Below are 20,992 nucleotides of genomic sequence, written 5' to 3'. Positions count from 1 at the left end.
TCGATATAATAATTATGATAGAAATAAAAGAACCACTAAATTCTTATAAAGAATTTCCTGGCCCCATTCTATTATTAGCAGGTCCTGGTACGGGCAAAACATATCAGTTAGCACTACGGATAAAATTTTTAATTGAAGAGAAGAAAGTTAATCCCAATGAAATAACCGTTATAACTTTTACAAAATCAGCTACGAGAAACATGCAAGAAAGACTTGCAGAGAAAGATATTAATTTAGATAAAAGTAAATATCCAGAAATTATTTCAACTACGCATCATTTGGGCAATATGATTATAGGCTCATCGTGTCGTCGCTTTGATTTACCAGAGAAATACAAAATTTTAATTGAAAAAAGCCCCAAAAGAGTACTTCTTCGGGACGCGACAAATTTAGCTGGCTATGATAGAGACAATTGGAAGCACACGGAAGATTGTCGTTTAAAGGGAAGATGTAATAAAGCAGAACGAGATAAATGTAAAATTTGTGATGAATACAAAAAGATACTTCGGAAATGCACTCGAGTTGATTACGATGATTTAATTTTATTAGCTTGTGAAGCATTAAGAGGAGATAAAGATCTTAGAAATCAGTGGAAACAAAGAACAAAGTTTTTATTAGTGGATGAATACCAGGATATCAATAAGGCACAGTTTGAATTAATACAATTATTATCAAAAAACCAAGAAGAGGGTTTGTTCGTAGTAGGAGATGATGAACAAAGTATTTACTCATTTCGTGGCGGATCCACTGAATTTATTCGCAATTTCGAAAAAGATTTTCCTAAAAATCCTAAAATTGGGAGATTATCTATAAGCTGGCGTTGTCCTAAACACATTTTACTAGGGGCAAAATCAATGATAAATAAATTTTACAAGAATGCAGTTATAAAACCAAAACCAAAATTTAGTGAAAAAATCAAAATTAACAATAAAATTATATTTTGTGAAGTTCCCACTGCAAAAAAAGAGGCCCAAATCATTGCAGCAATTTCACAAGAGAAGATAAAAACAAATACTATTAAAATTATTATTCCTAACAAAATGTATCTTCCTGTTCTAAAAGAGGAATTTCAGAAACGTGGGCTAGAGTATAAATATAAATTTAATATAAGCGATCAAGGCCTGGTAAGATTTACTGTCTTAACAGACTGGATCAACAACCCAAATGACAATATCGCTTTAAGGTATTTAATTGATTTAATAATTGAAAACTACGATGGATTTACAAAAAAAATTAATGAAGAAAAATGCGGAATTATCTTAAAGAGAGATAGGGCTAGTAATCTTATTGCACAATTATGGAAGAAAGTCGAAAGAAAAAAGTCATTGTATAAAATTTTAATCGAAGAGTCACAAAACAGCGAATTCTTGAAAGAATTAAATAATAATTTAAATATTTTGAAAGAGCTTATTAAAAATCGTGGTACAAAAAAAACAGGTCTGTTAGATTTTTTAGCCACCAGTGGACTCTTTGTAGCTCCCGGGAAAAATCCATTAGAGCTAGTATCTGAAATCAAGGAATGGATAAATGAACTTAGTGGAAGTAATACAATTAGCTCTTATAATCCTATCACGATATATAACATGCCTAGCTGTAAAGGATTGGAAGCAGATATAATTTTTGTTATAGGCCTCTCAAAAGAATTATTTCCTGATTCAAATAATAATATTGAAGAAAAAAGCAGGTTATTTTATGTCGCAATGACTAGGGCTAAAAAGGAATTGTATCTTTTTAGTTCAAGAACGAGATCTTCAAAAATCACATTCAAGAAAGCATCTTATCAGTTAAAGCCATCTCCTTTTATCTCTGCAATTTCTAAAGATAATATAGAAACAAGAATCATTTATCCCAGAAAAAAACCAAGAAAGCAATTTATCAAAAGAAATTAAAAGTTATTTTAGTAACTGGAAAGACTTTGAATTATAGAGTGCAAACAAAAAGTCGAGGAATTAATTGAGAAATGAAATTATGGCTATAAAACCAGAAGATTTCTTCAAGGGAAAAAGAGCATGGTCTTTAGCTAAAGACAGAATTTTAGGATGGTATTTAGTGCCTTATTTAACAAAAGTTAGTCGCTTAGGTAAATTAATAACCATTGTGGATGGATTTGCCGGGCCTGGGCTATATGATGATGGAAGTGAGGGCTCTCCTTTTATTATTTGTAAGACAATAGAGAAAACAGGCGTTAAAGCTGTTGTAATTTTAATTGATTCAGATAGAGATTGTTTTGAAAAATTAGAAAGGAATTTAAAAGAATTTGTGGATAAAAAGACAGCAATATTATTTATGGGTGACTTTAATAAGATTACACCGAAAATAATAAAAATAACAAAAAATTGTCCTACATTTTTCTATATAGATCCGTTTGGTATAAAAGGACTAGAATTTGATAACCTCAAAAAAATATTTGATAAGGTTCGTATTATTTCAACAGAAGTGTTAATTAATTTTAACTACCAAACACTGCTGAGAGAATATAAGATAAACCCAACCTTAACCGATGAAGTAATGGGGGGTAATTACTATAGAGAAATATTAGAAGACGATAAAATTACAAGAGATGAGAAAGAAAGAATAATTATAGAACTTTATAAAAGTAAATACAAAGAATTTTTTACTTATGTTGGTTCTTGTCCAGTGATGTATAAAGATGAGCTTTTGGCCAAATACCACTTAATATTTGCTACCTCTCATTTTGATGGCTTCAGGTTAATGAATGACAGAATGGGGGATATTTATAGAGAATTTTATACAAAGGGTAGACTGATCGCTATTTTTCCTAAAGATAAGAGAAAGGATTTAGTCTTTCTCGAAGGTGAAATTCTTAATTTTTTAAAGAATAAACCGAAAACCAGAAAGAAAATAAAAGAAGAATTCATGAAGAAATATTTTTTGAGATTTAAAGAAAGCGATTATAATCAAGTTGTCAAAGAATTAATGAGGGTAAGTAAAATATATAGTGATACTGGTAAAATCAGAATAAACGACGATAATCTTTTAGCTGTTTCTACTCCTAAAAAATGATATAATGTAACTATGAAAGAGATAAAGCGTAAAACATTATTATATAAAAGTGGCGTGGAATATGGTGATTTTTGTATAAACCATGTTGAAGGTTGTGCTCACGGTTGTAAATTTCCTTGTTATGCTATGATGATGAAAAAAAGATGTGGTGTCATAAAAGATTATGCTGATTGGATAAAACCAAAAATCGTATCGAATGCTCTAGAATTATTAGAGAAAGAAATTCCTAAATATAAAAAAAAGATTCGATTTGTTCACTTGTGCTTCTCAACAGATCCTTTTATGTATAAATATCCAGAAGTTTCAGATTTGACTTTACGAATAATTGAGAGATTAAACAAGGATAATATTCGCTGTGTTGTATTAACAAAAGGAGTATATCCAAAAACTCTAATAAGCAGAGAAAAATATGGAAGAGATAATGAATATGGTATCACTATTGTGTCACTAGATAAAGATTTTAAAAGGAGATTTGAACCATATTCTGCTTCTTATAAAAAAAGAATAGAATCATTGAAGTTTTTACATGAAAAAGGTTTAAAAACTTGGGTTAGTATGGAGCCTTATCCTACACCGAATTTAGTAAAACAAAATTTAATAGAAATTTTGAAAGAAATATCTTTTGTAGATAAGATTATATTTGGAAAATTGAATTATAATGTAAACTCAAGCAAATTTAAAGATAGTGGGGCTTTTTATCAAGGGCGTGCAAATAAAGTTATTGATTTCTGTCAGAATAGGGGAATAGAGTACCATATAAAATACGGAACGAGAAAGAAAGATAATAAAGGGACAGAAAAGATTTTTAGGAAGGAAAAATCCCTGAATATTATAAGGTTAAAAGTCCTGACAATGCCAATCTAATATTGTGTGATAGATAAGGTAAAAAAACCGTCGAAGCAAAAAAAAATCGCCAAAAGAGCGGTTTTTTTTGAATTTTTTAAGAAATAGGATTATTTTAAAAATCGCTTTTTGGGCGATTTTTTATTTTACTTTTTTGGAAGATTTTGTTAAGTTGGATTTAGCTTTAATTAAAAATAAAATATAGTGATAAGGTTGAAAAGAAGAATTGGGATAGTATTTGATGAAAGAAAAGATAATGCTCGTCAGTTGGCTCTTGAGGTCGATAATTGGTTGAAAGAACGGAGACACGAGGTTTTTAATTATCAGTCTTGGGAAAAATTGGGAAAAGAATTGGACTTTATTTTGACTTTTGGTGGCGACGGATTAGTTCTTCATACAGCTAACAAGATATGTAATCAGGGGCTATTGATACCTCTTGCCAGGGTTAATTTTGGAAAAGTAGGTTTTATGAGTAATATAGAACCAGAAGAAGTATTCAAGAAACTGAATAAATTATTAAATGATGATTATATAATTACCAACAGAACAAGAATAGAGGCTGAAGTTAATTCAAAAGCGAATCAGAATACAATTAAAGCAGATGCGCTTAATGATATAGTAATAGAAAGAATTCGAACAAGACCGATATCTATTCAAGTAATTATCGATAAAATAGAGAAAATAGAAAGACTTGGAGACGGAATAATTTTTTCTACCAGGACAGGTTCCACAGCTTACAATAGATCTGCCGGAGGACCCATATTGGTAAAAGAAGATCAGTTTGTTATAACGATAGTTTCTCCCGTTGATTTAGAGAAATCATCTTATTTTGTAAGACCAGCGGATTCAGTTCTTCAGGTGAATAAAATAAAAGGTGATGCGAGAATAGTAATAGATGGTGATGAGCTGTTAAAACTGTCAAAAGATGATGTTGTTACAATTAGAAAGTCGCCACAAAATACTTTGTTTATAGAATTTGGAAGTATATAAATAACTCTTTTAAGGGGTGAATTTTTTACCTCTTTTTTTATTTAGCTTGAATTTTTTAAGAAATAGAGCTATTCTAAAGATAGAGAAATCCAATTTTAAAAATTAAAAAGGTCAAATTAATTATAAATAATTTAATTTATTTTTATAAATATGTCATTTAAGCCAGAAAGGGGGCATTTTAGAGAAGAGGAAGAAAGAATTAAAGAAAAGAATACAGAAGAAGAGGGAAAAAAAAAGAGAAAAAAAGAGCTATATAAAGCTTACAAGGCAAGTGTAGTAGTACCAGAGGCTATGAAAGGAATAAGGACAGGAAAAGGGTTTAAGTTTAAGGAAGTGGAGCGAGTAGTAAAGAAAAAAGTGGAAGATAGAGAAAAAATGCTAAAAGAGATAAAAGAAAAAAGGAAAGAAAAAGAAAAAGAAAAAGTTTAGTAAATATTAATTTTGGTAAATATGCCAAATCCAGATAGAGAAAAATTTTTTCCTCATAAAGAAAAAACACCAGAAAAAAAAGAAGTTTTTTCTGAAATTAAAGAAGGAGAAGAAGAAAAGGAAAAAGAAATAGGAGAGATAAAATTCTTTTTTTGTGAGAAAGCAAAAGGACCGGCGAGTGAAATAATTAGAGGTATGAGGCAAATCTTAGAATTCGTTGACAAATCTGATGCTATAAAGATTTTTGGTTCAGGGGGAGCTTTAAAGCAGGATAAAGAAGTTTCTTTAGCTGAGGTTCTGGCAAAAAAAAGTTTCACAGAGGAGACTGAGAAAATTAATTTAGATAAATTAGGTATTACTCTTCTGAAGCTGCAGGAAAAAACAAGAGGTGTTTATACTTTTGTATTTAACTACCCCTTTAAAAGAACGGTTTATGGAGATACACTTACTCATCCAGAGACAGGTAAAAAATTTGCATTATTATTCTCAACACACTACTTCGAAGGAATAAAAAAACGAGAAGATCGTAATCTTGCATTCAGGCAGCTGGGGAGGCACGAAACAGGGCATCTGCTTGGACTTGTCCAACGAGAATCTTCTTCCGCCGATAGCAGGGGAGGTATCTATAAATCTCACTGCTTAAACTTATGCAGTATGAAACAATCTATGAACGTTAAAGAAGTTTTAGATTTAGCAAAGATGCTGGAAAAAAATAAGATAATGCTCTGTAAGGACTGTCAACAAGAACTTAAAGACCGCTTTAGTTCAAAGACTGTCTATAAATAATAAACTTTGTTTAGAGGATAAAAATCGCCCTTGGGGCGATTTTTTGGTAGAGTAAGAATATGAAATCTATCGTTATTTATTATTCTGAAACCGGTAATACTAAAAAGATTGCTAAAGCAATCGCTGTGAGTTTGGGGGCGGATTTAAAAAGAATTGAAGAGACAAAAACAGATGACGTTTCCAACTATGATCTAATATGTTTAGGAACACCTGTTCACAGTTTTGCTCCGGCAAAAATCGTAAGAAGATTTTTAAAAGAACTACCTAATTTGTCTTCTAAAAAAGGAATAGCTTTTTGTACTATGCATGCTTTCGGAGATAAAAGAACTTTTAGAATTATAAAAGAAAATTTTGAAGCTAAGGGGATTTCTTTTATTGATGGCTTTTCTTGTATAGGGTTGAGTAGGATTGTTGGAAACTTTGGACCTAGAATTTTTAACAGAGGCAGACCGAATAAAAAAGATCTAAAAAATGCAGAAGCTTTTGGGAGAAAGATTTTAGACAGTATCAAAAGTTATTAGTATTGTACGATATTTAATACATGGAAGAGAACCGTTAGGGTTCTCTTTCATCTCCGCTAGCTGGTGGAGCTACGGAAGGACGAGGGAGGGAACTAGCGGTTTTTTCTTGAATTTTTTAAGAAATAGAGCTATTTTAAAAGATAGGAGGAAAGAAAAAAGTTAAAATTTCGGAAGTTTAATTTTAAAATATAAAAAATTATGGTGCAATTTTTAATAGAAAATCAATGGGTGATTTTGTTGATTATTTTGTGGGTTTTACCTTGGAAAGGAGTAGCTTTATGGAAAGCAGCCAGAAATAACCATAAAAAGTGGTTTATAGTCTTGTTCCTGCTTAATGACCTGGCTATATTAGAGATTCTTTATATTTTCATTTTTAGCAAAAAGAAAGAAAAAGAAATTATTGAAAAATCAAAACAATTCGAAAATCACTGATTTTATTTATCTTGTTTTTTTAATTCAATTATATTAAAAAGGAAGTATATGATAATAAGGCCTGTAAAAACAAGACTTTTTATTCCTCCCAAAGACGATCTATTCTCTCTGATTAAAGAAGGTTTTTTAGATATAGAATTAAAAGAAAAATCAGTCATAATTATTACCTCCAAAGTAGTTTCTATCTGGCAAGGAAGATGTATTTTGAGAGAAAAAGTTAACAATAAAGACGGATTAATTACTAAAGAAGCAGATTTTTACCTTGAAAGGGAAAAAATCCCAGGAAAACGAGTGATACTTACTATAAAAGATAACCTTTTAGTTCCTACTGCTGGCATTGATGAAAGTAATGGAAAAGGTTATTTTATTTTGTGGCCAAAGAACCCTTTTAAGGCAGCAAGAGATATCTATGATTTTATTCAAAAAGAATATGGACTGAAAGATTTTGGTGTTATTATCACTGATAGCAGATGCGTTCCTTCAAGAAGGGGAACAATTGGTTTTGCTCTCGGCTATTATGGTTTTTATCCTTTAAAAGATTATCGAAAAACAAAAGATGTTTTTGGTAGGAAATACAAAATAAGTCAGGCTAATCTGGTTGATTCTTTAGCTTCTTCGGGTGTTTTAGTGATAGGAGAGGGAAACGAACAAACTCCCATTGCCATTATTGAAGATGTTAGTTTTATAGATTTTGAAAGACCTGAACCATTAAAAGAAGACCCCTTAAGAATCAAGGGGGATGATGACTTTTATTCACCTTTAATAAAAGGGGTTAAATGGCGTAAAGGAGGCGGAGGAGTTTAGTTGAATATAATCTATATTTTATATGGAATATCTAAACAAAACAGATCCTCAAATGGATGAAATTATAAAAAAAGAGATAGAGAGACAGGAAAATAGCTTAATGATGATTCCTTCAGAGAATCATAGCTCTGAAGCTGTAAGAACAGCTGTGGGCTCTATACTACAAGATAAATATTGTGAAGGCTATCCCTACAAACGCTATTATCAGGGCCAGGAGAACTTCGATAAATTAGAAGAACTTTGCCAGGAAAGGGCTAAAAAAGTTTTTGGTGTACCTTTTGTTAATGTCCAACCCCATTCTGGAAGCCCGGCTAATTATGCGGTTTATTTTGCCCTTTTAGAACCAGGAGATAAAATTATGGCACTAAGATTAGACCAGGGAGGACATATCAGCCATGGCTTAAATATTAATTTTTCTGGAAGGTTTTTCAAAAGTATATTCTATGGAGTAAATAAAGGCGGTCTAATTGATTATGAAGCCATGGAAAGAATGGCCACAAAAGAAAATCCCAGGATTATTATTGCAGGCATTACCTCCCATTCCATGGCTTTAGACTTTTCTCGTTTCTCTGATATCGCTGAAAAATGCGGAGCTTATTTAATGGCTGATATAGCTCATATTGCAGGTTTAGTTGTAGCTGAAGCCTATCCCAATCCAGTACCATATTGTCATATTATCACCACAACAACCCATAAAACCCTCAGAGGTCCAAGAGGCGCTTTGATTATGGTAACAGACAAAGGAATTGAAAAAGATCCTCAACTGCCCCAAAAAATTAACAAGGCTGTGTTCCCGGGGCTTCAGGGAGGACCTCATGAAAATAACATTGCTGGCATTGCAGTGGCCTTAAAAGAAGCTCAAAAACCTGAATTTGCTGAATATGGAAAGCAAGTTGTTAAAAATGCCAAAGTGTTAGCTGAGACCTTAAGAGAAGAAGGGATTAACCTTTGTGCTGGTGGAACCAACACCCATCTTATAATGATTGACCTGAGAAATCTTGAAATCTTAGGAAATACAGCTGCTGAAGCCTTAGAACAAGCTGGAATTGTAACCAATAAAAACGCAATTCCTGACGACCCTAATCCACCATTTTATCCTTCTGGTTTAAGATTGGGAACTCCCGGGATAACAAGCAGGGGAATGAAAGAAGAAGAAATGAAACAAATAGGTGTTTCAATGGTTAGGGTTTTAAAAGATATTTCTCGCTTAAAAAAAGAAATGGATATTTCTTTGGAAAAAGAGAAAAAATCTAAAATAAGAAAGGAGATTATTTCCAGAAGCGAAGAGATAAAAAGGATTAGAGAAAAGATAAAAAACCTTTGTTCAAACTTTCTTCTCAAAAAAGAGTACTAAAATGCAACAATATCTTCAGGCTTTAAAATACATAATGGAAAGTGGGGTGGATAAACCAAATCGCACTGGAATTGATAGCCGGGCAGTGTTCGGTCTACCAATGCGTTTTAATCTTAAAGATGGTTTTCCTGCAGTAACCACTAAAAAATTAGCTTTCAAATCCGTAAGAGCTGAACTACTTTGGTTTTTAATGGGAACTAGCGATATTAAAAAATTGCAGGAAATGGATTGTCATATCTGGGATGCCAATGCAAATGCTGATTATTGGAAACCAAAAGCAAGATTTGAGGGGGATTTGGGCCGCATTTACGGAGTCCAATGGAGAAGATGGAAATCTCCCTATTCTGAAAAGCCCATTGACCAAATTGCTGAGGTGATTGAAAAAATAAAGAAAGACCCTTACAACCGAAGGTTGATTGTAAGCGCTTGGAATCCGGCTGAATTAGATAAAATGGCTTTACCACCTTGCCATCTTTTTTTTCACTTTTTTGTGGCTGACAAAAAACTTTCCCTTTTGATGTACCAGAGAAGCTGTGATATGTTTTTAGGCGTTCCATTTAATATTGCTTCTTACTCACTTTTACTTTCTATGATAAGCCAAGTCACAGATTTAACGCCTGGAGAATTTGTCCATGTTTTAGGAGATGCCCATATATATCATAATCATTTTGAGCAAGTAAAGAAGCAACTTAAAAGAAAACCTCTTCCTCTTCCTAAATTATGGTTAAATAAAGAAATTAGGAATATTGATGATTTTAAATTAGAAGATATTAAACTGATTGACTACAAACACCATGGAGTCATCAGGGCTAAAATGGCTGTTTAAATATGGTAATTTCAATAATCGCAGCTATTGGCAACAATCGTGTAATTGGGAATAAGAATCGTTTACCCTGGAATTTATCGGCTGATATGGAGCATTTTCGGAAGTTAACAGCGGGCAAACCAATCATTATGGGGTCGGTGACCTTTGAGTCAATTGGTAAAACTTTACCAGGTAGAGACAACATTGTTTTAACAAAAGACCCTAATTACAAAGCGCCTGGATGTAAAATAGCCCATTCTTTACAGGAAGCTCTTTTATTAGCGGAGAATAGTCCTTTGGGTAAAAGAACTAAAGAAGTAATGATTTGTGGAGGAGCTTCAGTCTATAAACAATATTTACCAAGAGCTGACAGAATGTATTTAACTACTATTGAGGGGGATTTTGAAGGTGATGCCTTTTTTCCAGAATTTAACATAGAAGAATGGGAAGAAAAAGAAAGAATCTCTTACGAAGCAGATGAAAATAATCCATATAGATATTCTTTTTTAACATTAGAAAGAAAACCTTCAAAGCTATAATTATAATTTGAAAATAGATAATCAAGTATTCAAGATAAAAATCGCCCTTTGGGCGATTTTTTGGTAGAATGGGATATATGAAAAATGAGATTATAGAAAAAGTAAAAACTCACTTTTTAGAAACTTTTGAAAAGAAGAAAAATCCTATATACTCTTATCTTCCAAGACATGTTGCTGAAGCCGAAAGGTGGGCAAAGAAAATTCTACAAAAATACCCAAAAGCAGATGAAAAAGTGGTTTTATTATCTGTATGGCTTCATGATATTGGACAGGCAATTGGAGATGATAATGACGACCACGCTGTTAAGTCTGAAGCTGAGGCAAAGCGTTTTCTTAGAGCAATAGGAATGGTACCTGAGAAAATCGAAAAGGTTGCTCATTGTGTAAGAGCACACAGATGTAAAGACATTCAACCAGAAAGCTTAGAAGCAAAGATTTTGGCAGCAGCTGATTCTGTGAGTCACATGACTGACTTTTGTTATATAGACATGGCTTCAAAATACTCAAAAGATTTCGTTCTCGCAAAGCTCAAAAGAGATTATAGAGATATTGGTTTATTACCAGAATTACAAAAAGAAATTACCTCTCTTTACGAAGCTTGGAAGACATTATTAAATGTCTACCCTGATTAAATAGGTTTTAATAGTGCAGATAATAATGTTTGGAGATGACAGGGAATTTTTAAAAAAAATTAGAAATGGATAAAGTTCAAAAAATTCTTAGTATTCAACTTCCGAAAATAGAAGGCGTTGATATTATCGAAAATGGTGTCAACTCTATTTTTTCCAAAGTTTAGGCCGAAGTTGAGCCCTTTGACGTGTGCTTCGACTGAGCTCAGCCGAATGTCCTTAGGATAAATCCGTTTGGCAGGCTCAGGATAAAGAAATTTAATCAAAAAGAGCCCATCGCTGGGCATTTTTTATTCTGGATTATGTTTTTTAAGATTTTGTTAAAATCGAATAACATGCCTTCCAGAGTCTTTTCAGTAGTCATTGGAGGTCTGGACGTCCAAATCATTGAAATAGAACAGATGCCTCATACGGATTAAGGCTTTTTGAAATTATGGGACTGCCTGATAAAGTGGTTCAGGAATCGAGTGTCGTGATAAAACATGTAAGGTGTTTTAAGAATTCGGCTACCATTGATAAAAGAAGTAACTCATAAATTATCTTCAGTTTAAGTTGGAGAGACGATTCAATAGGAATAAAAAAAGAGTAGCAATCAAAATGATACTGCTCTTTTATATGTAATTTAAATTCATTTCAGTAAAATCATATTCATTCTTCTTTAATGGTTGAATAAATAATTTTACCTTTTTCGAAAATGCGTAAATCGCCCGTCTTTTTGGAAATAGTATATACAGTTGTGTCTTTAAATTGATAAGAAGCGCTAATGGCGGATAAATGCCTCGTATGAACTTTAATTTTAAAGCCGAAGCGAGATGAAAAATCCTCTCCCTCGGGAAGTTTTAACTTCTCGGCGACATCGGTCGGTCGAAGTCCCTCAATAAACATGCCCGAGTTAGTTACCATCCCCTTATTATCAATTAGAATCGCCCCATCAAATTGAATTACCTGTAAAAATTTGCTAGCAATATCTAAGATCGAATTGTAAAAAATATTAAATCCTCTTTCTTTAAAAATATTTTGACTACTATCGGGCAGATTCACCCATTCTTTAGTCCACTCTTCTTGCCAACCGAAGATTACTAGCATTCCGAAATGAAATAAAATTTTATTTCTAAGATAAAACATAAGCTCAGCAACTCTCAGTTTACAAAGAAAATACCAATCTGTCTCAGATAGTGCTAAGATATCCTTTTCGCCCCTTACTTGTTTTAGTGTTTTGTTCGTCCCTATTTCCATCTCAAGTTCTTGAATTCTATTTTTAAATCGTTCCAAACTATCCCGATAATTCATGGCGTTTATAATCCTCCTTTCATATTGTGCATATTTTTTCTTTTATTAAAATTTAAGGTGCTAAATTACTTCTAATATAGATTGCCAGATTATTGACTAAAAGTCAAATTTAGTTAAAATAAATTAATATTCTCATTTTAACAAGAATATTTTAATCTGTTATTTTAAAAACATATATAAGGAGAGTACGATGCCAAAAAAAGCAAAAGTGTTTTTAGTTGATGATAATGAAAATATTAGAAACTTAATTAAAGAATCTTTGAAGCAAGAAGGACACGAAGTTCTAATTGAAGCAAGATCATTGAAAGAGGCCTTAATAAAGATTAAAGATGCTTCTCGAAAAGGAGTAACAATTGCTATTGTTGATGGCTCCTTGGTTCCCCCAGGTGATACTTTCACAAATGACGGAGAGAAGATCGCTTCAACTTTAAGGAAAAAAATTCCTAATATAAGAATTATTTCATTTTCCAGTCATCTGGCCAATTGGGGAGATAAGAATTTAGTAAAAAGCAAAGTAGCGATTAGTCAATTAGGGGAAATAGTTACCGATCTTTAAACCCAAAAAGCTGAGTCATATTTAGTACTGACCCAGTTTTTTTTAAAAAACCTGGAATATACCTAAAAATATTTATTACAGATTTTTGTTTAGTCTCAATGGTATTATTATGCTAAAATTAATTCAGTGAGATAAACTTAGAATAATTCATACCAAAATGTCAAAAACAAATTTTGATTGTTTCAGATTTGGATACATGCCTAGTTTTAATATTGATCTAATATCTGAAATAAAATTTGCAAGAAAGAACTTTGATTTTATAGAGATCACTTTAAAATATAATTTAATAGAGTATTCAAAAAAATACTTAGAAAAAGTAAATCAAAACTTAGGTAATTTTGAAATTTTAGGACATATCCATTGGAAAATAGATTTAACTAAAAAAAAAGGACTTAAAAAAATTTTTGAAAATGTCAAGATTTATAAACTTCTCGGAGCAAAAAAAATCACCATTCACCCTTTTGTTAGTCAAAATATTAGTCAAAAGCAGGTTAAGTTAAGTAATCTCAAGGCTTTAAAAACCATATCTAATTTTTGCAAGAAAAATAAAATCCAATTATTAGTTGAAAATATTTCAGACATTCCTTTTAATCTATCTAAAGAATTTAAATATTTATTACTTAACAGCCCTTCGCTATCAATAACTCTTGATGTTGGTCATGCTAATAAGATATCGAGGCAGGAGTTAGAAAAATTCCTCGATCTTTTTTCAACAAAAATTAAACATATTCATCTTCATTATAATGACAATGAGAAAGACCACTTAATTTTTCCTAAAGCAGAGAGAAATTATTTAAACTATATTCTAAAGAGATTAAGTAAATTAGGTATCAACTTAACTATTACTTTAGAGATTTTTGCTATTTTAGAAAAACAAAAAATTATCCAAATAGAAGGAAAAAGAAGACGAAATTTACTTCTTTCTCAATTACAACTTATCAAAAGTCTAAAATAAATTTATTTATAATACTAAAGTAAAAAAAACGGACTCCGGTTAATTAGGAAGTCCTCTTTTTATTATTCGGGGATATATTCATCCCCAAAATAGTGGTACCATAAAGAACGATAATTCTCCCAATTGTGTGGCCTTAACCCTCTTTGGCTAAAAATAGATTCAAAAATTTGTCTTGCAGTAAGATAATAGTCTAAATTGTCTGCCTCTGGGGTCATAATTTTTTTTTGCAAACGGTGTTGTGTTTGATATATATTCACTATTGGAAACCGATTAACAAATTGACTGAGTTCGCTTATTCCCTTAAATAAATCTTCTATTGGATCCAAACCGACAATATATGAGAAAGTTGTTTCCAAGCCAAGTTTACTCGCATACTCTAAAATTTGAAGGATAGAGGATACTGATACATCTCTTTTCCTAACAGTTAGACGTCGCGTTCTTTGAGTTAAGCAATCAAGTGAATAACATAATGAGAATGGCCCATAGTTTTTAACTTCGTCTAAAGCAGACCTACTTGTTAATTCGCAACCAAGATAGAAAATAGTTCCGGAAAAATTCAATTCCCCTGCAACCTCACGAACATCCGCAATATGCTGTACTACTGATTTTTCATTACTAAATAACCCTGTTACAACGGCAATCTGTTCAAAGTGAGAGAAATCTTTAAACTTATTTTTCTCAAGAATAGTTCTGAAAAACTCGCGAATTTTGGGCTTTTTGATTATCTCTTCACGATCACTTAAAACAGTTATATCATAACTATGAATACAAAATACACAACCGTGGCATTCGCCCCTTCTGTGGCTATTTAAATTGAGAACCTTTTTATTTTTTCGAAAATAACTACAATCGCAAGTGTCTTCGTCTAGATAACTTGTATTTCCCAATATTATAGAGTTGAACATCAACCGACCATATTTATCAACCATAAAGCGTGTTTCATCGCGTTCTCTAACAGGCAAGGCAAAATACATTGATTTATCAGAGAATATATCATTACATACAAAACGTACTCTATGGGTAATCGGAACTTGTGAGAGTTCAAGCCATACTCCAGTGCGATTAAATTCGCAAAATAAAACTTCAGAAATTGGTATTCCATAATTAAGGCTAACTCTTTTTGCTTCTTCCATATTTTCAATTCTTATCATTATAAGTTTCCCTCCTTTCTTCCATTTTTTATATTAACTTTTCAAGGTTCTTTAGTTGCTCCGCAACTGAGTTGACTTTAACATCTTCCTCTTGCATCGTCAAATTGACGAGTGAAAGTGTCTACTAGTAAGCTTTAGAAGTTGCTTTAAAAAAAACGGTGTCAACTCTATTTTTTAAAATTTAGGGTGAAGTTGAACCCGTTCGGCAGGCTCAGGATAAAGAAATTTAATCAAAAAGAGCCCATCGCGGATTTTTTTATTTTTAGAACGTTGACTTCTTTTCTTAAATAACTAATATGAAACCAATCTTTCGATTCTTTTAGAAAATTATAGTTTTTTAAAAAAATAAATAAGGGTGGTTTAAATAATTAAAACAGGTTTAGTATGCGAAGAATGGGATTGTGGGGCGATTTATAAATATGTCTGTTGCCCCCTTTGCGGTTTATATATAGAATACATTGATGATAAAACTGCTAATTGCCTTCATTGTGGAAGAACTTGGACACCTACCGCTCTTAATAAAAGGTGTCCAAGATGTTATGCTTTACTCGGAAAATTCATTAAAGAAGATTTATTATAGAGAGGTGGTGTTATTCTCCTTTCTTTTTTATTTTTCTTGAATTTTTCGAGGAATAAAGCTATTTTTAAATTAGAGAATAACTATATATGAAAACCATATATTCACCATCAAGAATAGGACTTTTTGATAATTGCAATCGTGCTTATAAATATAAATATATTGACAGGCTTGTTTCAGACATACAAACAATAGAGAGATTCAGGGGCAGTGTAGCCCATGAAACATTGGAAGAGTTCTATAAATTAATTAAGGCAGGTTCCGTAAAGCCTGTTGAATGGATTTTAGATAAATATGAGGAATTATGGGAAAAGAACTATACGAGCAGTATAAAAATAGTTAAGAAGGAATTAACCGCTAAAGATTATTACAATAAGGGAAGGCAGTCTATTATAGATTATTACGATAAATATAAGCCATTTGACCAGGCAAAGGTTATAGATACAGAACGTATGCTCAGTTTTACTGTTAAACACAACGGAAGAGAATATCCTTTCTGTGGTAAATTGGATAGATTGGATTGGGATGATAAGGAAAACATGTTTGAGATACATGATTATAAATTGACTAACAGATTAATGACGCAGGAAGAAGCTGATAAAGATTGGCAGCTTGGTCTATATTATGTTGCCCTGAAAGAAAAATGGCCAGACGTAAAGAAGGTAAGGCTTATTTGGCATTCTCTTTTATTTAATAAAGAAATCACTTCTTTTAGGAGCGAAGAAGAGGCCAATATGCTTCAAAAAATGGTCATAGAAAAAATAGAGGAGATTAAATCATGTCTTGATTTTTATCCTCAAAAGAGTGCACTTTGTGATTGGTGTGATTTTCAAAATATATGTCCTTTATGGAAACACTTAAAGGAAATGGAAGAGCTTCCGGTGAATGAGTATAAAAAAGATACAGGGGTGAAGTTAGTCACTAAGTATAAAGAATTAGAGGAGGCTAAAAATGAGCTTAAGGAAGAAATCTATAAAATAGAAGAAGAGCAAGAGAAAATAAAAGAAGCCGCTATAGAGTTTGCAAAGAGAGAAAATATATCAATTATAGATGGACCTGATGCGCAATTAAAAGTTGATATAAGGGAAGAGTTAAAGGCGCCCACCAGAAGTGAAGATCAAGAAAAATGGGAAAACTTAAGAGAGGTTTTAAAACAAGAGGGTAAATATGAGGAAGTGTCGACCGTTAATGCTAACATGTTAAATTACAGAATAAGAACATGGCCTTCTGAAATTATTGATAAAATATCTAAATTCCTCATAAGAAAAAGGAGAGAAATGGTAAGGCTAATTAAAAAATAAAAGGTAATATGGAGCAAATAATAACAAAAGAAGAGTTTTTAAAAAAAGACATAAAATATTTCTTAAATTCTGGAGAATTCTACTGTGGTAGGAAAACGTGGGACCAAAGACAGCAGGAGAAAAGAAATCTGAAGTTCAATATTTAAAAAAGGTCGAGGAATTAATCCCGTAAAATTTCATCACGGGACAAGTTGAGAAATAATTATAGTAAATAAAAAAGATAAATAAAATATGAAATATCTACCTTGGATTTCATTAATTATTGCGTTCATTGTTGTGATTAATGAGTTTATGTATATTGGTAAGACGAGTCTCGCCTGGGTGCTTATTGGTTTGGGCGTAGCAATAGGATTAAACGCCGTATATCTAATAGCTGGAAAGAAATAAACATTCCTATTTTGCTAATATATATTTAAAAAATTACTTTATTAATGTAATTTTGATTTTTTATTTTTTAAAACCTGTCAAAGTTGAACTTCAATGGAAGTTATTCAGCCTTTTATTGTTAAGAGGTTGAATCTTTAAATATTCATAAAGTTTTAGATAAAGACAAACCCTAAACTATTTGAGGTTCAGGGTAGAAAAATGCTGTTAAATCTATTTTTAATATTTTTAAAAATTTAAGTGGGAGTTAATCTAAATTATGAAAAAAGTAAAAAAATTTGGAGATAAAAAGTTAACAATAAGGTTTTCAGAAAAAGCTGATATTAAGAAGGCTGCAAGGTTTAAAAGATACACGGACGAATTAGCAGAAGATGATACGGCTTATATATCGAGGAAACAAAAAATAAGTTTGAAAGAGAAGAGAAAATATATAAAAGATAGGTTAGAAAGAATAAAAAAGCATAAATTAGTTATCCTGATAGCTGAAGACAAAGATAAAGTTGTTGGGATGACCATAATTTCTCTGAGGTCGTATGTGCAAAGTCATATTGGAGGCTTGGGTATTCATATTCTTAAAGATTATAGAGGTATTGGTTTAGGAAAATATTTTATGAAGGAGATTTTAAAATTGGCAAAGACTAAATTAAAGCCAAAACCCCAAATGATAAGATTAAGCGTTTTTTCTGTAAACAAAACAGCTATTTCGTTATACAAAAAAATAGGCTTTAGGTCTGTAGCTAAAATTCCCAAACAATTTAAGCTTAAGGGAAAGCTATATGATGAAGTAGTAATGTTAAAATATTTATAAAAAATGTTTAACACCCGACGTTAAACCGTTATAAACCGTCTTGTGTCTGTTGGCCGGGGCGATTTTTTGATAGAATAGAAACATATGTTCGAGCTTATAGATTTAAAAAAAGAGCTAAAGAGCAAGGCAAGTGTCAAAAAATCAAAAAACCTTCAAAGATTTTTTAAAACAGAACCCGGAGAATATGGTGAGAGAGATATTTTTTTGGGTATTAAAGTTGGCGATTTAAGAAAAATTGCCGAAAAATACAAAAATCTGTCGCTCAAAGGAATTGAAAAATTGTTATATTCAAAAATTCACGAAGAAAGATTGGTAGCTTTACTTATTTTGGTTCAAAAGTTCCAGACAGACGACGAGCGCTTAAAAGAAAAAATCTTCAAACTTTATTTGAAAAATACTAATTACATTAACAATTGGGATTTGGTTGATTTGTCTGCCGATAAAATAATTGGAGAGTATCTTTCAGATAAGCCTAGAGAGGTATTATATAAACTGGCGATGTCGAAGAATCTATGGGAAAGGAGAATAGCCATAATGTCTACATTTCAATTTATAAAAAATAATGAATTTAAAGAAACTTTAAAGATTTTAGAAATGCTCTTGGAAGACGGACACGATTTAATACATAAAGCAGCAGGCTGGATGTTACGTGAAATTGGTAAAAGGTCTTTAGAAACAGAAGAGAAATTCTTAAAGAAACATTATCAGAAAATGCCAAGAACAATGTTGCGATATGCAATAGAGAGATTCCCAGAAAAAAGAAGGCAAGCATATTTAAAAGGAAAGATTTAAAAAGAAAATGTGATGTTTAAAAAACATTGGAAGTTGAATTTCCGAATTGTTGAGATCAACCCCTCTGTATTCCAATGAGTAAAAAGGCATTCATGGGGCTCATAGCTTCCCAATCTATTACTTGCATTATTGAGAATCATGTAGCTGAAATGGAGGACTACCGGGAGAAAGTAACCACCAAAATTATCAGCTTTCTCTGTAAGCTTAGATCACATCACATCATTGAAATAGAAGGATTAAAGAGCTTCCTAAATACTGAGTTAAGACCCTATGACTTCAGCGGAGAGGTCAAGAAATAAACGCTTCTTAATGGGGAAACAGGTGCTTTTTAAATATCTACCTAAATAGGGTGGGAGAATTCTTCCACCCCTTTTTTTAACTAATCTTTAGATACTTCGAGCGTAAATAAAAAACAAGGAAAGAGGTAAATTACAAAGCCTTCAACCTGTGCTAAAATTAAGGAAAGAGGATTACGCATTGTTTCTTTTCCTAGATAGATTTGCATATAATGATATAAAGAAGGAAAACATGGAATCCAAGGCAGAAACCTTAAGAAAAAAACTGGTTAAAGAATTAGTTAAAAATAAAGCTATCCGAAGCCAGAAAGTCAAGAGGGCTTTTCAAAAAGTACCTAGGCATCTTTTCCTTCGCGGTATTGATCTTAAAAAAGTGTACGGCGACTTCTCCATTATTACAAAAAAGATAGGTGTTTGCCCTATGAGTTCTTCCACCCAGCCCTCTTTGATGGCATCGATGCTAGAAAATTTACAGCTATGGAAGGGAATGAAAGTGCTTGAAATCGGTACAGGCACAGGGTACAATGCTGCAATCCTTTCCGAAATTATCCAGGATCCCAAGAAGGTGTTTACGATTGATATCGATCCCGATACTGTAAAAAACGCTCGTTCAAATCTCACTAAGACTGGTTACAGAGGAATTACAATAAAATGTTTAGATGGGACAAAAGGTTTGCCAATACATTCGCCCTATGACCGCATAATAGTCACCTGTTCTGTGAAAGATTTCCCAGAATCATGGATAAAGCAACTAAAGGAAGGGGGAATAATTGTTGCCCCAATTGGAGTCAACGGAGCGCAGATTACCCCAGCTTTATTGAAGCAAGGAGGTATTTTGATTAGTTTCTCCACAACTCTTGGCGGCTTCATGGAAATGAGATCAAAAACTTATCAAGAATTATTAACAGAACGCACAGGGCTATCCAAGAAACTCCTCGTCTGTACCGAACACCCTGAATTTTTTGACGAAGATAAAATAATCTCCTTGCTGCGAAAAGGCCATAAAGAAAGAGCTTTGCCATCAAAGGGAATTACTCTTTTTAAGAGATATGATTTCTTTGTTTTTTTATCATTGCACGAAAAAAAATCTGTTGAATTATCTTTGGAGGAAGAGGAGAAAGATTTTGGCTTTGAAGACAGCGCAATTGGCATAGTAGATCTAAAAAGAGAAAGTGCTTGTTTGATTTCAAAGAACTGTAGACTACTGACATATGGAAATAATTATGCATATAAAATTGTTTTATCGCTTGCTGATAAGTGGGATGATTTGAAAAAACCGGGAGTAGATCGGTTGCAGATTTTTGTATATCCACGAGGTGTCAACCAACCATTGATAAAAAATGATATTTTTTTTGAAAAAAAATCGGAATCAACGAGATTGGTAATAAAAATATTGCAATCTTAACATCTTGACACGCTCTTCAAAGACATGCTAACATGAAACCAGAACCTTTAATAAAGGGCTGATTTAAATGAAAAAGAACAAAAAAATTGATGATTTAAAATTACTTAATGAGAAAGAAAGACAGCCAGTAAAGTCCGCCGAAAAAAGTGGATGTTCACGATGCGGTTAATCTGCTAACTACAACCAACATGCTTTATCCAATAAATTTAGGGTAAAGCTTTTTTTATTCCAGGACATCTATTAAACAGCTTTTAAGATAGTTTCATAAATAATAAATTAGGAAAAAAAATATCATTTTTCTCTAAAATCTTGGTTCTGACG

General features: G+C 32.1%; 23 protein-coding genes. 21 read left to right on the top strand and 2 right to left on the bottom strand.

Annotated features, from left to right (window positions below; all coding sequences use genetic code 11):
* Positions 1-14: 14 nt before the first annotated feature.
* The 13 genes from IB617_02950 (at position 15) to IB617_02890 (ending at position 11,159) form a co-directional block, all read left to right on the top strand.
* The gene (locus IB617_02950) at positions 15-1,889 is read left to right on the top strand and encodes an ATP-dependent helicase (GenBank protein ID UZE93093.1); all 1,875 of its coding nucleotides are present in this window, start codon (positions 15-17) and stop codon (positions 1,887-1,889) included.
* A gap of 79 nt (positions 1,890-1,968) precedes the next feature.
* Positions 1,969-3,024, top strand: coding sequence for a three-Cys-motif partner protein TcmP (gene tcmP, locus IB617_02945; protein UZE93092.1), 1,056 nt, complete (start codon positions 1,969-1,971; stop codon positions 3,022-3,024).
* Between the two features lie 12 nt (positions 3,025-3,036).
* Complete coding sequence (locus IB617_02940; protein ID UZE93091.1) at positions 3,037-3,888, top strand: radical SAM protein; 852 nt, start codon at positions 3,037-3,039, stop codon at positions 3,886-3,888.
* Between the two features lie 183 nt (positions 3,889-4,071).
* The gene (locus IB617_02935; GenBank protein UZE93090.1) at positions 4,072-4,857 is read left to right on the top strand and encodes an NAD(+)/NADH kinase; all 786 of its coding nucleotides are present in this window, start codon (positions 4,072-4,074) and stop codon (positions 4,855-4,857) included.
* Positions 4,858-5,007: 150 nt separating this feature from the next.
* Positions 5,008-5,286: a hypothetical protein gene (locus IB617_02930; protein UZE93089.1), complete on the top strand. Its 279-nt coding sequence runs from the start codon at positions 5,008-5,010 to the stop codon at positions 5,284-5,286.
* Positions 5,287-5,307: 21 nt separating this feature from the next.
* On the top strand, positions 5,308-6,072 hold the full coding sequence (locus IB617_02925; protein ID UZE93088.1) for a hypothetical protein: 765 nt from the start codon (positions 5,308-5,310) through the stop codon (positions 6,070-6,072).
* 59 nt (positions 6,073-6,131) lie between these two features.
* A complete protein-coding gene (locus IB617_02920; GenBank protein UZE93087.1) occupies positions 6,132-6,593 on the top strand; it encodes a flavodoxin domain-containing protein in 462 nt (153 codons plus the stop codon).
* A 198-nt stretch (positions 6,594-6,791) separates the two neighbouring features.
* The gene (locus tag IB617_02915; GenBank protein UZE93086.1) at positions 6,792-7,025 is read left to right on the top strand and encodes a hypothetical protein; all 234 of its coding nucleotides are present in this window, start codon (positions 6,792-6,794) and stop codon (positions 7,023-7,025) included.
* A 48-nt stretch (positions 7,026-7,073) separates the two neighbouring features.
* Positions 7,074-7,829 (top strand): coenzyme F420-0:L-glutamate ligase, encoded by a 756-nt coding sequence (locus IB617_02910; protein ID UZE93085.1) that lies wholly within the window; start codon positions 7,074-7,076, stop codon positions 7,827-7,829.
* Between the two features lie 22 nt (positions 7,830-7,851).
* Positions 7,852-9,183, top strand: a complete 1,332-nt coding sequence (locus IB617_02905) for a serine hydroxymethyltransferase (GenBank protein UZE93084.1) — start codon at positions 7,852-7,854, stop codon at positions 9,181-9,183.
* Between the two features lies 1 nt (position 9,184).
* On the top strand, positions 9,185-10,009 hold the full coding sequence (locus tag IB617_02900; GenBank protein ID UZE93083.1) for a thymidylate synthase: 825 nt from the start codon (positions 9,185-9,187) through the stop codon (positions 10,007-10,009).
* A gap of 2 nt (positions 10,010-10,011) precedes the next feature.
* Positions 10,012-10,527: a dihydrofolate reductase gene (locus tag IB617_02895; protein UZE93082.1), complete on the top strand. Its 516-nt coding sequence runs from the start codon at positions 10,012-10,014 to the stop codon at positions 10,525-10,527.
* Positions 10,528-10,604: 77 nt separating this feature from the next.
* Positions 10,605-11,159, top strand: a complete 555-nt coding sequence (locus tag IB617_02890; GenBank protein UZE93081.1) for an HD domain-containing protein — start codon at positions 10,605-10,607, stop codon at positions 11,157-11,159.
* A gap of 645 nt (positions 11,160-11,804) precedes the next feature.
* On the opposite strand, the gene IB617_02885 is transcribed toward IB617_02890, so the two are convergent.
* Positions 11,805-12,446: a hypothetical protein gene (locus IB617_02885; GenBank protein UZE93080.1), complete on the bottom strand. Its 642-nt coding sequence runs from the start codon at positions 12,444-12,446 to the stop codon at positions 11,805-11,807.
* A 190-nt stretch (positions 12,447-12,636) separates the two neighbouring features.
* Here IB617_02885 and IB617_02880 point away from each other — a divergent pair, with 190 nt between their 5' ends.
* Both IB617_02880 and IB617_02875 read left to right on the top strand, forming a co-directional pair.
* Positions 12,637-13,002, top strand: a complete 366-nt coding sequence (locus IB617_02880) for a response regulator (protein UZE93079.1) — start codon at positions 12,637-12,639, stop codon at positions 13,000-13,002.
* Positions 13,003-13,159: 157 nt separating this feature from the next.
* Complete coding sequence (locus IB617_02875; protein UZE93078.1) at positions 13,160-13,957, top strand: sugar phosphate isomerase/epimerase; 798 nt, start codon at positions 13,160-13,162, stop codon at positions 13,955-13,957.
* Positions 13,958-14,019: 62 nt separating this feature from the next.
* Here the strand turns inward: IB617_02875 and IB617_02870 are convergent, their stop codons facing one another.
* On the bottom strand, positions 14,020-15,108 hold the full coding sequence (locus IB617_02870) for a radical SAM protein (GenBank protein ID UZE93077.1): 1,089 nt from the start codon (positions 15,106-15,108) through the stop codon (positions 14,020-14,022).
* Positions 15,109-15,774: 666 nt separating this feature from the next.
* Here IB617_02870 and IB617_02865 point away from each other — a divergent pair.
* The 6 genes from IB617_02865 (at position 15,775) to IB617_02840 (ending at position 20,671) form a co-directional block, all read left to right on the top strand.
* Complete coding sequence (locus IB617_02865; protein ID UZE93076.1) at positions 15,775-16,986, top strand: PD-(D/E)XK nuclease family protein; 1,212 nt, start codon at positions 15,775-15,777, stop codon at positions 16,984-16,986.
* 231 nt (positions 16,987-17,217) lie between these two features.
* On the top strand, positions 17,218-17,373 hold the full coding sequence (locus IB617_02860) for a hypothetical protein (protein UZE93075.1): 156 nt from the start codon (positions 17,218-17,220) through the stop codon (positions 17,371-17,373).
* Positions 17,374-17,629: 256 nt separating this feature from the next.
* Positions 17,630-18,178, top strand: coding sequence for a GNAT family N-acetyltransferase (locus tag IB617_02855; protein ID UZE93074.1), 549 nt, complete (start codon positions 17,630-17,632; stop codon positions 18,176-18,178).
* An 84-nt stretch (positions 18,179-18,262) separates the two neighbouring features.
* A complete protein-coding gene (locus IB617_02850; protein UZE93073.1) occupies positions 18,263-18,970 on the top strand; it encodes a DNA alkylation repair protein in 708 nt (235 codons plus the stop codon).
* Positions 18,971-19,044: 74 nt separating this feature from the next.
* Positions 19,045-19,269 (top strand): hypothetical protein, encoded by a 225-nt coding sequence (locus tag IB617_02845; protein UZE93072.1) that lies wholly within the window; start codon positions 19,045-19,047, stop codon positions 19,267-19,269.
* A gap of 229 nt (positions 19,270-19,498) precedes the next feature.
* On the top strand, positions 19,499-20,671 hold the full coding sequence (locus IB617_02840; GenBank protein ID UZE93071.1) for a methyltransferase domain-containing protein: 1,173 nt from the start codon (positions 19,499-19,501) through the stop codon (positions 20,669-20,671).
* Positions 20,672-20,992 lie beyond the last annotated feature (321 nt).

It is taken from the genome of Candidatus Nealsonbacteria bacterium, from assembly GCA_026016225.1.
Classification (GTDB): domain Bacteria; phylum Patescibacteriota; class Minisyncoccia; order Minisyncoccales; family JANBVM01; genus Nealson33H.
The sequence above is the reverse complement of the archived record's forward strand: the minus strand, read 5'-3'. Positions and strand labels throughout refer to the sequence as shown.

What these genes read in the sequence shown, in the direction of transcription:
- IB617_02925 (UZE93088.1), top strand. Translation starts at nt 5,308, where the DNA reads ATGCCAAATCCAGATAGAGAAAAATTTTTTCCTCATAAAGAAAAAACA.
- IB617_02875 (UZE93078.1), top strand. Translation starts at nt 13,160, where the DNA reads ATGTCAAAAACAAATTTTGATTGTTTCAGATTTGGATACATGCCTAGT.
- IB617_02880 (UZE93079.1), top strand. Translation starts at nt 12,637, where the DNA reads ATGCCAAAAAAAGCAAAAGTGTTTTTAGTTGATGATAATGAAAATATT.
- IB617_02870 (UZE93077.1), bottom strand. Translation starts at nt 15,108, where the DNA reads ATGATAAGAATTGAAAATATGGAAGAAGCAAAAAGAGTTAGCCTTAAT.
- IB617_02845 (UZE93072.1), top strand. Translation starts at nt 19,045, where the DNA reads ATGAGTAAAAAGGCATTCATGGGGCTCATAGCTTCCCAATCTATTACT.
- IB617_02920 (UZE93087.1), top strand. Translation starts at nt 6,132, where the DNA reads ATGAAATCTATCGTTATTTATTATTCTGAAACCGGTAATACTAAAAAG.
- IB617_02855 (UZE93074.1), top strand. Translation starts at nt 17,630, where the DNA reads ATGAAAAAAGTAAAAAAATTTGGAGATAAAAAGTTAACAATAAGGTTT.
- IB617_02930 (UZE93089.1), top strand. Translation starts at nt 5,008, where the DNA reads ATGTCATTTAAGCCAGAAAGGGGGCATTTTAGAGAAGAGGAAGAAAGA.
- IB617_02895 (UZE93082.1), top strand. Translation starts at nt 10,012, where the DNA reads ATGGTAATTTCAATAATCGCAGCTATTGGCAACAATCGTGTAATTGGG.
- IB617_02950 (UZE93093.1), top strand. Translation starts at nt 15, where the DNA reads ATGATAGAAATAAAAGAACCACTAAATTCTTATAAAGAATTTCCTGGC.
- IB617_02885 (UZE93080.1), bottom strand. Translation starts at nt 12,446, where the DNA reads ATGAATTATCGGGATAGTTTGGAACGATTTAAAAATAGAATTCAAGAA.
- IB617_02890 (UZE93081.1), top strand. Translation starts at nt 10,605, where the DNA reads ATGAAAAATGAGATTATAGAAAAAGTAAAAACTCACTTTTTAGAAACT.
- IB617_02840 (UZE93071.1), top strand. Translation starts at nt 19,499, where the DNA reads ATGGAATCCAAGGCAGAAACCTTAAGAAAAAAACTGGTTAAAGAATTA.
- IB617_02940 (UZE93091.1), top strand. Translation starts at nt 3,037, where the DNA reads ATGAAAGAGATAAAGCGTAAAACATTATTATATAAAAGTGGCGTGGAA.
- IB617_02915 (UZE93086.1), top strand. Translation starts at nt 6,792, where the DNA reads ATGGTGCAATTTTTAATAGAAAATCAATGGGTGATTTTGTTGATTATT.
- IB617_02860 (UZE93075.1), top strand. Translation starts at nt 17,218, where the DNA reads ATGAAATATCTACCTTGGATTTCATTAATTATTGCGTTCATTGTTGTG.
- IB617_02900 (UZE93083.1), top strand. Translation starts at nt 9,185, where the DNA reads ATGCAACAATATCTTCAGGCTTTAAAATACATAATGGAAAGTGGGGTG.
- IB617_02905 (UZE93084.1), top strand. Translation starts at nt 7,852, where the DNA reads ATGGAATATCTAAACAAAACAGATCCTCAAATGGATGAAATTATAAAA.
- IB617_02910 (UZE93085.1), top strand. Translation starts at nt 7,074, where the DNA reads ATGATAATAAGGCCTGTAAAAACAAGACTTTTTATTCCTCCCAAAGAC.
- IB617_02850 (UZE93073.1), top strand. Translation starts at nt 18,263, where the DNA reads ATGTTCGAGCTTATAGATTTAAAAAAAGAGCTAAAGAGCAAGGCAAGT.
- tcmP (UZE93092.1), top strand. Translation starts at nt 1,969, where the DNA reads ATGGCTATAAAACCAGAAGATTTCTTCAAGGGAAAAAGAGCATGGTCT.
- IB617_02865 (UZE93076.1), top strand. Translation starts at nt 15,775, where the DNA reads ATGAAAACCATATATTCACCATCAAGAATAGGACTTTTTGATAATTGC.